15 protein-coding genes and 1 tRNA gene are annotated in these 12,038 nt (G+C 45.5%); all 16 read left to right on the top strand.

Features of this window, described 5'->3' with window-relative positions:
• Positions 1 to 19: 19 nt before the first annotated feature.
• Complete coding sequence (locus EFA47_RS11280; protein WP_122643366.1) at positions 20 to 250, top strand: KH domain-containing protein; 231 nt, start codon at positions 20 to 22, stop codon at positions 248 to 250.
• A gap of 110 nt (positions 251 to 360) precedes the next feature.
• On the top strand, positions 361 to 921 hold the full coding sequence (gene rimM, locus EFA47_RS11275) for a ribosome maturation factor RimM (protein ID WP_122643365.1): 561 nt from the start codon (positions 361 to 363) through the stop codon (positions 919 to 921).
• On the top strand, positions 918 to 1,619 hold the full coding sequence (trmD, locus tag EFA47_RS11270) for a tRNA (guanosine(37)-N1)-methyltransferase TrmD (protein WP_122643364.1): 702 nt from the start codon (positions 918 to 920) through the stop codon (positions 1,617 to 1,619). The genes rimM and trmD overlap by 4 nt, the downstream gene beginning before the upstream one ends.
• 148 nt (positions 1,620 to 1,767) lie before the next feature.
• Entirely contained in the window at positions 1,768 to 2,115 is a 348-nt protein-coding gene (gene rplS / locus EFA47_RS11265; RefSeq protein ID WP_122643363.1) for a 50S ribosomal protein L19, read from the top strand.
• Positions 2,116 to 2,180: 65 nt separating this feature from the next.
• Positions 2,181 to 2,849 (top strand): signal peptidase I, encoded by a 669-nt coding sequence (gene lepB, locus EFA47_RS11260; RefSeq protein WP_122643362.1) that lies wholly within the window; start codon positions 2,181 to 2,183, stop codon positions 2,847 to 2,849.
• 11 nt (positions 2,850 to 2,860) lie between these two features.
• Complete coding sequence (gene ylqF / locus EFA47_RS11255) at positions 2,861 to 3,712, top strand: ribosome biogenesis GTPase YlqF (protein ID WP_122643361.1); 852 nt, start codon at positions 2,861 to 2,863, stop codon at positions 3,710 to 3,712.
• 33 nt (positions 3,713 to 3,745) lie between these two features.
• Entirely contained in the window at positions 3,746 to 4,291 is a 546-nt protein-coding gene (lepB, locus tag EFA47_RS11250) for a signal peptidase I (protein WP_122643360.1), read from the top strand.
• Entirely contained in the window at positions 4,284 to 5,120 is an 837-nt protein-coding gene (locus EFA47_RS11245; RefSeq protein ID WP_122643359.1) for a ribonuclease HII, read from the top strand. The genes lepB (EFA47_RS11250) and EFA47_RS11245 overlap by 8 nt, the downstream gene beginning before the upstream one ends.
• A 94-nt stretch (positions 5,121 to 5,214) precedes the next feature.
• Entirely contained in the window at positions 5,215 to 5,577 is a 363-nt protein-coding gene (locus tag EFA47_RS11240) for a YraN family protein (protein WP_122643358.1), read from the top strand.
• A gap of 31 nt (positions 5,578 to 5,608) precedes the next feature.
• A complete protein-coding gene (gene pgeF / locus EFA47_RS11235; protein WP_122643357.1) occupies positions 5,609 to 6,466 on the top strand; it encodes a peptidoglycan editing factor PgeF in 858 nt (285 codons plus the stop codon).
• Between the two features lie 2 nt (positions 6,467 to 6,468).
• Complete coding sequence (locus EFA47_RS11230) at positions 6,469 to 7,389, top strand: mechanosensitive ion channel family protein (protein WP_235853254.1); 921 nt, start codon at positions 6,469 to 6,471, stop codon at positions 7,387 to 7,389.
• A gap of 17 nt (positions 7,390 to 7,406) precedes the next feature.
• Entirely contained in the window at positions 7,407 to 7,688 is a 282-nt protein-coding gene (locus EFA47_RS11225) for a hypothetical protein (protein ID WP_122643356.1), read from the top strand.
• Positions 7,689 to 7,766: 78 nt separating this feature from the next.
• Positions 7,767 to 7,839: transfer RNA gene (locus tag EFA47_RS11220), tRNA-Thr, on the top strand.
• A 522-nt stretch (positions 7,840 to 8,361) separates the two neighbouring features.
• Entirely contained in the window at positions 8,362 to 9,975 is a 1,614-nt protein-coding gene (locus EFA47_RS11215) for a sensor histidine kinase (RefSeq protein WP_235853253.1), read from the top strand.
• Positions 9,944 to 10,693, top strand: coding sequence for a response regulator transcription factor (locus tag EFA47_RS11210; protein ID WP_235853252.1), 750 nt, complete (start codon positions 9,944 to 9,946; stop codon positions 10,691 to 10,693). The genes EFA47_RS11215 and EFA47_RS11210 overlap by 32 nt, the downstream gene beginning before the upstream one ends.
• Positions 10,677 to 11,960 carry an ABC transporter substrate-binding protein gene (locus EFA47_RS11205; RefSeq protein ID WP_122643353.1) on the top strand — a complete coding sequence of 428 codons (1,284 nt, stop codon included), beginning with the start codon at positions 10,677 to 10,679 and terminating at the stop codon, positions 11,958 to 11,960. The genes EFA47_RS11210 and EFA47_RS11205 overlap by 17 nt, the downstream gene beginning before the upstream one ends.
• The last annotated feature ends 78 nt before the right edge of the window (positions 11,961 to 12,038 follow it).

The raw sequence follows: 12,038 nt of genomic DNA, 5'->3' as shown, positions 1-12,038 counted from the left end.
TTCCGCGGAGGTGGCTTACATGAAAGAATTAGTTGAAGTAATCGCGAAAGCATTAGTGGACAATCCTGACGGTGTTGCTGTGACTGAGAGGCAGGACGGCAGGGTGACAGTCATTGAAGTCCGTGTGGCAGACGGCGACATGGGTAAGGTGATTGGAAAGCAGGGCCGGATCGCAAAGGCCATCCGTTCTGTTGTAAAGGCGGCTGCGGCCAAGGAAGATAAGAGAGTGGTTGTTGATATTATACAATAACAAAACAAGAGGGGACAGCCTTCATGTGCGGGTATATCAGATACGTATGGCATGAAGAGCCTGCCCCTTTCCTTTTCGGGAAATATGTGCAGTAGATACAGGAGAAGAGTATGGAGCAGTATTTGCAGGTAGGGGTGATTGCCTCCACACACGGTTTACGCGGGGAAGTCAAGGTATTCCCCACAACGGATGATCCGGGGCGGTTCAGGGATCTGAAGAAGGTCATTCTAGATACAGGAAAAGAGCGGGTATTATTGGAGGTACAGGGTGTAAAATTCTTTAAAAACATGGCCATTGTAAAATTCAGGGGACTGGATGATATCAATGAAGTCGAACAATATAAAGGGAAAAGCCTCCTGGTGAGCAGGGAGGATGCAGTCAGGCTCGAGGAGGATGAATATTATATTGCCGATTTGCTGGGAATGACAGTCTTTACAGAGGCAGGGGAATTTGGCGTGCTGAAAGACGTCATAGAGACCGGTGCAAATGAGGTCTATGTAGTAGATTCCCCGGTGTACGGCGAGGTGCTGATTCCGGCCATCCGCCAGTGTATCTTAGATGTGGACATTCAGGGGCAGGCTATGAAGGTACATCTGCTGGATGGGTTAGTAGACCCCGCCAGGGGAGAGGGACGTAAGACGGCGGAGAGTGAAGGGGATAAAAATCTATGAATTTTCACATATTAACATTATTCCCAGACATGGTGCTGGACGGCCTGGGCACAAGTATAACCGGGAGGGCAGTGAAAAACGGCCTGCTGTCTATTGAGGCCGTCAATATCCGGGATTATGCCTTTAATAAACATCAGAGTGTGGATGATTACCCTTATGGGGGCGGGGCGGGGATGCTGATGCAGGCTGAACCGGTATTTCTTGCCTATGAAGCTGTGGCCGGGAAACTGGCCAAAAAGCCAAGAGTCGTCTATCTGTCCCCCCAGGGCCGGGTCTTTGACCAGAATATGGCCAGGGAGCTGGCCAAGGAGGAAGATCTGATATTGCTCTGCGGCCATTATGAGGGAATTGATGAGAGAGTATTGGAGGAAATTGTGACAGACTACGTGTCTATCGGGGACTATGTGCTGACAGGAGGAGAACTGCCGGCTATGGTGATGGTAGATGTGATTTCCAGGCTAGTGCCTGGAGTGCTGCACAACGATGTATCTGCTGAATTTGAATCGTTCCAGGATAATCTGCTGGAATATCCCCAATATTCCCGGCCAGAAGTATGGCGTGGAAGGCAGGTGCCTCCAGTTTTACTGTCCGGCCATCATGCCAATATTGAGAAATGGCGCAGAGAGCAGTCCATTATCAGGACTAAGGAGAGACGGCCAGATTTACTGGCGAAGTGCGATTTGCCGGAGGATGAATAAAAAATAAGGAAAAGGCTTGAAACCTGTTCACGAATATGATAGAATACAACAGTTGTGAAATGAATGGATGGTCCTCTGATACAAAGGATCTGCAGGCAGTATCTGCAGACAGGTATTAAGAACGTCTGAATATGAAGGAGGTCACACAATGAACGATATTATAAGAAAAATCGAGGCAGAGCAGCTCAAAGAGAATGCCCCTCAGTTTAGTGTCGGTGATACTGTAAAGGTATACGCTAAAATTAAAGAGGGCAGCCGTGAAAGAATCCAGGTATTTGAAGGGACAGTCCTTAAGAAACAGGGCGGCAGCACAAGAGAGACTTTCACAGTCAGAAAGAATTCTAACGGAATTGGTGTTGAAAAGACTTGGCCGCTGCACTCACCAAATGTTGAGAAGATAGAGGTTATCCGCAGAGGTAAAGTAAGGAGAGCGAAGCTGAATTACCTGAGAAACCGTGTTGGTAAGAGCGCTAAGGTAAAAGAATTAGTAAAATAGTAGCCATGAGAGGGACAAGTACAACAAGTATATTGTCCCTTTTCTATTATAGACGAGGAAAGGTTATGCAGGATTTAAACTTTCGCAAAAAGCGCAGAAGGCAGGCAAGAAGGAAGAAGCGGGCCCAGAAAAAGCAGGAACTCAGATTTGAGTCTGTGAGGCCAGGGATCCGCTTTAAACGAGAAAAGACAAATGAACAGAGGCAGCATGCAAGGGAAGTGGTGAACTGGATGGTCCAGATCATTACGGTGTGTATCATTGCGTTTGTGCTGGTCTGGTTTTTTGGGCAGAGAGTCAGTAATGCGGGGGATTCCATGAAACCTGTTTTGAGTAATGGGGATGTGGTACTTGTCAACCGCCTTATATATAATGCCAGCAAGCCCAGGCGCGGGGACATTATAGCATTTAAGCCCAATGGAAATGAAAATACTCACTATTCTATAAAAAGAATTATTGGACTGCCGGGTGAGACTGTACAGATTAAGGAAGGGCAGATTTATATTAATGATACAAAAATGACAGACTATGTATATGCCGATACAATAGAAGAGGCTGGAATTGCCGATGAGGCTTTGGCACTGGCAGGCGATGAATATTTTGTCCTGGGGGATAATTATGGCAGCAGTGACGACAGCCGTATGGCAGACATAGGGAATGTAAAGAGGGACGAAATCTATGGGAAGGTCTGGTTTGTGGCAAGTTTTGGGCCTGACTTTGGATTTGTTAAGAAATAAAGGAGGCAGACATGCATTTTCAGTGGTATCCGGGTCATATGACCAAAGCAAAACGGATGATGCAGGAGAATATGAAACTGATTGATCTTGTGATCGAACTGGTGGACGCCCGGATTCCAATCAGCAGCAGGAATCCTGAGATTGATGAGCTGGGCCGCAGCAAGGCAAGGGTGATTCTTCTGAATAAATCGGACCTGGCACAGGACCGGCTAAATGACGAGTGGACGAAATATTTCCGGGAGAAGGGTTATTCCGTGATAAAGGTGAATTCCAGAAAGGGCGGAGGTATTAAATCTATCCAGGGGGTCATTCAGGAAGCCTGTAAGGAAAAGATAGAGCGGGATCAAAGAAGGGGGATATTGAACCGGCCAGTGAGGGCCATGGTAGTCGGCATCCCCAATGTGGGCAAATCTACATTTATCAACGCCCTGGCTGGAAAGGCCTGTACAAAGACGGGCAATAAGCCGGGGGTGACAAAAGGGAAGCAGTGGATCCGCCTGAATAAGAATGTGGAACTTTTAGATACGCCAGGTATACTTTGGCCAAAATTTGAAGATCAGACCGTGGGCCTCCGCCTTGCCCTCATTGGATCTATAAAAGAGGAAATACTTAATGTTGAGGAGTTGGCGGGGGAATTGATTTCTTTCATGAAAGCCAATTATGCAGGGATACTGGCGAAAAAATATGGGATCAATGAGGAAGACGATGATTTTGAGTGCCTCAAAAGTATTGCCAAGAGCCGGCACTGCCTGGTCAGAGGGAGTGTTTTGGATACAGAAAAGGCTGCCAGATTGCTGCTGGATGATTTCCGCAATGGCAGAATTGATAAAATTACACTTGAATTTCCCGGGGATTATGAATAAGATAGAGGGAGAGAATAGAAAGAGGATTAGACTATGGACCAGGAGAAGGGGATCATACGGGAGCTGTTTGGCTGGATTGTTTATATATTAATTATAGTGGGGCTGACATATCTGATTATTACATTTGTGGGGCAGAGGACCCGGGTCAGCGGATCTTCCATGGAGACTACGCTCTCAGATGGGGATAACCTGATTGTAGATAAAATATCCTACCGCTTCCGGGAGCCAAAGAGATATGAGATTATTGTATTTCCTTACCAGTATGAGGAAAATACATACTATATAAAAAGAATCATCGGCCTGCCGGGGGAGACCGTCCAGGTGAAAGATGGGAAAGTATTGATTAACGGGCAGGAATTAGATGAGCACTATGGCAATGAGGAGATGCAGAATCCGGGAATTGCGGAGGAGCCTGTCACACTGGGGGAGGATGAATATTTTGTCCTGGGTGATAACAGGAACCACAGTGCGGACAGCCGGGAAGTGAGCGTAGGCGTACTTCACAGAAAAGATTTGCTGGGAAGGGCCTGGATACGCATCTGGCCTTTAGATAAGTTCGGAGTGATTAAGCATGAATAAAAATGATGGCAGGGACGCTGGGGTCTATGAACCAAAAGAAAAGGCTGTATGTGCAAAAATAGAGGAAATAAGGCAGGAATTTATGCTGGCCGGGGAGCCAGAGATAGCAGGCTTATGTGAAAAGTATAGGGGGGACAGCCGCAAAGGTGTCCAAAACCTGATTTTGAAATATCAAAAGCAGCAGGAGAAGATACGGGCAGAACTTATACGCCTGGAAGGGATGAGGCGGTATGAGGATAAGTATGCAGAATATATGCATATATGTGGAATTGATGAGGTTGGGAGAGGACCCTTAGCCGGCCCGGTGGTAGCAGGCGCAGTTATATTGCCAAAAGACTGCAGGATCCTGTATTTAAATGACTCCAAAAAACTCTCAGGCAAAAGGCGGGAAGAGTTGTACGGCGAGATCATGGAAAAGGCTGTCGCCGTAGGCGTGGGGATGGTGGGGCCATCCCGTATTGATGAAGTCAATATACTTAACGCCACATACGAGGCTATGCGCAAGGCCATAGGGAAACTGAGCCAGGCGCCAGATATTCTGCTGAATGATGCAGTGACTATTCCCGGAGCCGGGGTTTTACAAGTACCGATTGTCAAGGGTGACGCCAAGAGCGTTTCTATTGCGGCGGCCAGTGTGGTGGCAAAGGTCACTAGGGACCGGCTGATGCAGGAGTATGATAAAATCCTTCCCGGCTATGGGTTCGCTGAGAACAAGGGATATGGTTCCCAGGCCCATATAGAGGCTTTGTCCAGGATGGGGCCCACCCCAATACACAGGCGTTCTTTTATTAAGAATTTTATGCCGGACAGAGGGAAGCTACAGTCGTGAGGGATTAGGAGGCAGGGACATCCCTGTCATAGACATCAGATATGATATCTGCCTGAATGGATGGGGATGGCAGCGCAGTCTGTATATTATTGGCATGAGGAAAGAAATAAGGCAAAACAACAGAAGGACGGGAACAAGTTATGAGCAGGCTGCCGGGTATTATCTGGAACAGTCTGGCTATGTCATTCTGGAATATAATTACCGCTGCCTTGTGGGCGAGATAGATATCATCGCCAGGGAGGGAGAATACCTGGTGTTTTCGGAAGTAAAATACCGGAGGGATCAAAGAAAAGGCAGTCCCCTGGAGGCAGTGGACGCGAGGAAACAGAAGATTCTTTATAAATGTGCAGACTGGTATTTGGCGGAACATAATCTGATGGATATTCCATGCAGATTTGACGTGATCGGGATCCAAGGAAGCGGCATCGTGCATATTAGGGACGCATTTTGTAAATGATTTTTGGAGGAAATATCTGAAAGGGAAATATATGGGCATAGGACTGCATTATAAGAATCAAAATAAGATATTCTATGAGGCTGAGGGGGAGACTCCCTATCTGGAGTATCCGTTATTTCAGAATACAGGGATTGTCAGACATGGGTTTTCTACCAGAATTGGAGGAGTCAGCAAAGGCTGCTATTCTTCCCTGAATTTAAGTTTTACAAGGGGAGACAGCGAGGAGGCCGTGAGAGAGAACTTCAGACGGATTGGCCGGGCCATCCAGGTGCGCTGCGAAGATATGGTATTTACCCAGCAGACACATACGGTAAATGTGCTGGCAGTTACGGAGGAAGAACGGGGCATGGGGATTATGCGCCCCAGAAGCTACTCAGATGTAGACGGCCTTGTGACAAATGTTCCGGGACTGTGCCTGGTGGCCTTTTTCGCGGACTGTGTGCCCCTTTATTTTGTAGACCCTGTAAAAAAAGTGATAGGTTTAAGCCATTCCGGCTGGAGGGGGACAGTTGGGAAGATTGGAAAAGTAACTGTGGAGCTGATGCAGCAAAAATACGGCTCCAGGCCGAAGGATATCTTGGCTGCAGCGGGGCCCTCTATCTGCCAGGACTGCTATGAGGTGAGCGAAGATGTGATTCGTAAATTCCAGGCGAATTTTAAGGAGCGGCACTGGGAAGAATTATTTTATAGGAAAGAAAATGGAAAATACCAGCTGAACCTATGGAAGGCCAATGAGCTCGTCTTTGAGGAAGCTGGGATAATTAGAGAGCATATTGCGGTGACGAATGTCTGTACTCATTGCAACAGCAAGATTCTGTATTCTCACCGGGAGGCAGGGGACAGGAGGGGTAACCTGTGTGCGTTTCTTTCCTTAAAGGAGGGCGTATAAATATGATCTTGGGAACCGACCTTAGGATGGCGGATGAGATTTCTGTAGAAGAGGTCACTGCTGAGGTGACACAGGAGGTGGACCGTGTGACAGCGTACTTCCAGGAGCATCTGCCGGCTCTGATAGCATTTGGGATCAGGGTGCTGATGGCGCTTGTATTTTTCTTTATTGGCCGTGTGGTGATACGGTGGATACAGAGGCTTGTCAGGCATTCACTTCAGAGGACCAGCGCAGATAAAGGGGTCATCCAGTTTATTGACTCTGTGTTAAAGTTCAGCCTGTATGCTCTGCTGCTTTTTACCATTGCCACAAAGCTGGGGGTAGAGTCCTCCTCTGTTGCAGCGCTGATAGCTTCTGCAGGTGTGGCCATTGGCCTGGCGCTGCAGGGCAGCCTCTCCAACTTTGCGGGCGGGGTGCTGATCCTGCTTCTGAAACCCTTTGTTGTGGGGGATTATATTATAGAGGGCAGCAATAACAACGAAGGAACGGTGAAAGAAATACAGATTTTCTATACTAAGCTGTCCACGGTGGATAATAAGACCATTGTCATCCCTAACGGGACTTTGGCTAACAGCAGCCTGACAAATGTGACGGCCCGCCCAGAACGGCAGCTTGACCTGAAAGTGGGAATCGCATACCATGCAGACTTAAGAAAGGCAAAGGGGTTAATAGAGGGACTGCTTCAGAATGAACCAGGGATTATCCAGGATGAGGACATAAAGGTTTTTGTGGACTCATTAGAGGACAGTGCGGTATTGTTGGGACTGCGGGCCTGGGTGAAGACAGAAGAATACTGGACAGTCAGGTGGAGGCTTTTGGAAGAAATTAAGCTTACCTTTGACAGAGAGAATATTGAGATACCGTATAATCAGCTTACAGTGCATATGCACAGAGATGCAGTACAGAAAGATTATTCCATTTAAGAAGGGCAGGTGGTACGATGTCATTTAGAAGAGGCGATGCATGCTATATATTAGGTGATAATGATAAAGCCGTTAAGGCAAAGATCGTGAATAAGCAGGGAAAGGTATATATTGTCCAGTTATTCGGTGTGTGTGGGGCCATAAAGCTGCCGGAGGAGAAGCTTTTTAGCACACCCCAGGAGGCAGAGGCCAGCCGAAAGACAATCAGTGCCAGTGTGAGTCCCCAGCTTTCAGGTATATCCAGGGCCAGCGGCATCCCGGAGATACCTGGGGTATCGAAGCGGGACAGTGGTTATTAATAGAGGAAAATCAAAAAAACGGTTGAAATTTTAGCTAAAACAAGATATAATAAGCAAGGCTCGTCTGACGGGCCGCAGGCTGGAATAGCTCAGTTGGTAGAGCACTTCACTCGTAATGAAGGGGCCGTCGGTTCAAGTCCGATTTCCAGCTTATCAACTGTTAAGTGCTGAAGTCTCTTATTTTGTAGAGATTTCAGCCTTTTTTATATTTCAGACACCAAAAAGCCGTCCGATTTGATTTTACTTAGACTGAACGCCTTTCACTGTAAACTCACTCCTTTATTACCGCGGGCAACGAGCCAAGGGGGTATGCTTTCATATCCATCTGGCGGCTGCCGCCAGGGCCGAATCAAAGAAATCTCTGTTATAGGAGAGAGAGGGAAAATGCACAGTAATAACTTGCTCTGTCCCAGTTTTACATGTATAATTTTCTAAAAAAGCGCGATTCAGAAATGAAGTCATCGTTTGGAGGAGTGAGGTAGAAATAGCTAGGATTGTCAAAAAAAGAACTCTGAAAAAGGAAATCACAATACTGATGCTGCTTGTTTCCGCCTGCACGCTGTTTTCAGCGTGTGCGGCAGTTTTGTATGTCTTTTTTTCCTTTTTTATCGATAATACTCAGGAAGATATTCAATATGTCTTAAATAATATCAGTCAGCAATATCAATCACATATGCAGTTTATTGAAGATGGGGCTGTGTCAATCCGCCATAATATGATGCTGGATGCTTTTTTTGAGGCGGGCATTTCTGGGACTGATTATGACCCGACTGTAATTGAACCACAGTTGTTATATAGCATGGAATTATTTTCTGACCGTAACATGATTGATCGGAAGATACCTTTTGTGACGAGTGTGTATTTGTTTAATAATGCTGGAGACTGCATTTATGAGCATTATTATGCCTCTACTTTGGCTGCTGAAGAGAAAGAGGAGGCTATGTACCTCAACATACAGAGAGAGTTTCGGCAAAGCCAGGACAGATATGCCTGTGTTTCAGACGAGAAAAGTATTAATTTATTGTTTCGGATCTATGATGATGACATGAAAGAGAAGGGAATATGTATTGCTAAGATCAGCAGGGAGGCCGTCAACACTCTATTAGGAGGGGTGTCTGATTATAGTGACTCCACATGGATGGTGCTATTTGGAGATGAGCGGATCATTGCTTTTCAGGGACGGTGGAGTGATATAGAACAGCTCACCAAATTTGAGAGTGTTTGGAGTGGGAAACGATCCCTGGAAGAACATAATGTCATAGGCTGCGCTAAAATATGTGGATTCGATATGCGGACAGTGATCTGTGTGGGCCAGGAAAATATTTTCGCCGTCCTTAAATCTACGGCTCTGATATTTGCTGCAGGGTTAATTATTGTATTGATCATTACTGTGCTTGCGGCGTTCGGATCGAGTTACCGTTTTACAAGGCCAGTGACTAAAATGATTGGTAAAATACAGGCTTTTGGAAAGCAGGATTTTGATGTCCGCATGGAGGAATCAGCCATTCAGGAGTTTCATGACATTGGAATTGTATTCAACGAGATGGCTGAAAGGATTAAATATCTGATTATGCAGGTATATGAAAAACAACTTTTAGCTGTCCAGTCTGAGGTAAAATATTTACAGGCCCAGATGAATCCCCACTTTCAATTTAATATTCTGGCTATGTTAAGCCTAAAGGCTAAAATGGCGGGCAATGAGGAAGTGTATGAAGGATTGAAAGCATTTTCAAAGTTGACACAGGGCAAAATATTCCGGGAAAAGGAGATTAAAATCAAAGTATCTGAAGAATTGGAAATCGTGAGATTTTACTTATATTTACAGAAAAGCAGATATCAGGATAAGATTTGTTACGAAATTGATGTGCAGGACAACCATATTAACCAAAACCTGATTCCCCGCCTGCTGATTGAGCCCCTTGTTGAAAATGCGGTCTCTCATGGATTGGAACCAAAACGTGAGAGTGGTATGGTCAAAGTGACTCTGTATGAAGAGTCAGGGCAATCTGGAGACGCCAGGATGCTTCACATTTGTGTGGAGGATGACGGGGTAGGATTTGAAGCGGAAAAAATGGCGGAGAGTGGTGGGGAAAAAGAACCTGTAGATGGGAAAGTTGACCATACTCACACTGGTTTGGAGAATATAAAACGTATGCTTATGATCTTGTATGGGGACCGCCATAAGTTTAGGATCAGCGGAGGAATCGGTACAGGGACAAAAGTGGAGATTGTAATTCCGTCAGAGAGGAGTGGATATGATGTGGAAAGTCATAGCAGCGGACGATGAAGGGTACATCCGGGAAGCGCTTCAAAAACTGATAGACTGGAGGAAGATGGACTGTGTATTAGAAGCAGTAGTCAGCGATGGACAAGCGCTTATAGATAGAATCAGAGAGGAACCTCCAGACATAGTAATTACGGATATCCAGATGCCGGTGTTAGATGGTCTGGAAGTGTGTAGATTTGTTTATGAAACCTATCCTGGGACACAAGTGATTCTTTTGACAGCTCATTCTGAGTTTGAGTATGCCAGGGCCGCAGTTAAGTACGATGTTTGTGATTATGTGTTAAAGGTCTCAATTATGGAAGAACTGCCAACAGCGGTGGAAAAGGCTGCTAAAGAACTGGGAAATTGCCATAAGGCGGCAGAGCAGAGGGAAAAGAAAGAGTCCAAAACTCTCTATCTGCAGATGGAACAGTATATTGATCAGAATTTCCGGTCCAAGCTTTCACTGGAGGAAATTGCCGAAGCCCTCCATGCAAATGGAAGTTACCTGAGCAGGCTTTATAAGAATAAAACCGGAAAGAACCTTTTTGAAGCAATACTGGACCGGAGGATCGAGGCTGCAAAGGAATATTTGCTGGATACGGATATGAAAACTTATGAAATATCAGAAGCGGTGGGGATAGAAGATTCGGGATATTTTTCTAAAATGTTTAAGAAGAAAATAGGGGTTTCTCCTAAAGAATTCAGGAGAGGTGGCAGCCATGGGGAAATACAGTAAAATAGCTTTCGCTTTTATCCTGTTTTTGGCCAGTATACTTTCAGGCTGTGAAAGCGTAAAGGAGGAACCCGTAACGATTACAGTGATTCACGCATGGGGAGGGACAGAGGCGGACCATGTTGCTATGCGCGATATTTATGAGGGGTTTGAAAAACAAAATCCGGATATCAGCCTCCAGCTTATTTCTATGCCTACAAGGAATGAGATGCTGCGGAAGATCGAGGATATGATCATGGTGGGAGACACCCCGGATATTATTACTTTCAGCGGAATGGGGCGGAACCAGACATATAATTTTATGGTGGATAATAATATGGCTTTGGATTTGAAGCCATATTTAGAGAAGGATACAGAATTTGCAAATTGTATTTCTGATGTAAATTTAGAATACTGGACAACAGAAGAAAACCAGCTGTTTACAGTAGCTGACGTATTGTCCCTTAGCGGCGGATATTGGTATAATGAAGAAATCTTCCAACAGGCTAACATTCAAAAAATACCTGAAACATGGGAAGAATTTTGGGCAATGTGCGAGACGCTGAGGACCTGGACAGAGAAACAGGGCCTGGAGATATTGCCTTTGCAGCCGTCTGGGGAGGGATATCTTTATTTTTTGGATCATATGCTGGCTGATTTTGGGGACAGTACGCCAAGCGGTATTAGTGGACATAAAATTACAGCAGAAAAAGAGAAATTGGAAAATGCGGTGGTTAGGTTAAATAAAATATATCGGTTTTCTACTTCCGAAAGCGCAGGGTACACGTATTTGGATGAGACAAGTTTATTTAACGAAGGGAAAGTGGCTATCTATGTCAACGGCGTGTGGGGAGCGCCTATGATCTCAAAGAATATTCATGCGAAATATGGATTGCTGCCTAGTGAGTCTGGAACCTCCATGTCCTGTGAGTCCGCCTGCTTAGGGTATGTGTTGGGGAACAGTGGAGATGAGAACAGAGAAAATGCTTCTGTCCGTTTTCTCAAATATATGCTAAGTAGTCCAGTCCAGGCCCGGATTGTAAAAGAGACTGAACAGATCCCTGCTAATCCGCAGATAGAGCTTGAAGACTATGCAGAAGAGAAGCCTAGAATGTATCAGGCAGCGTCCCTGGTCATGGATGCAGACAGAAAGATTGATGTTCCAGATAATCTATGGGCAGCATCGCAGAAAACTATATTTACAGAAAATATACTGGATGTCCTGACAGGAAAGGAGTCAGAGTCTGAGCTTGTGGAGCAGATTATTGCTGAGTCAATGGAAAATGATTAGTTTTATATTGTAGATAATGAAGATGTATCGCAGAAGTATTGGAGGATAAGTACAGATAATCCTCTGATACTTCTTTTT

Source organism: Luxibacter massiliensis (assembly GCF_900604355.1).
GTDB classification, from domain to species: Bacteria; Bacillota; Clostridia; order Lachnospirales; family Lachnospiraceae; genus Luxibacter; species Luxibacter massiliensis.
Note: the sequence above shows the minus strand (reverse complement) of the source record. Positions and strands in the feature narration are given on the sequence as shown.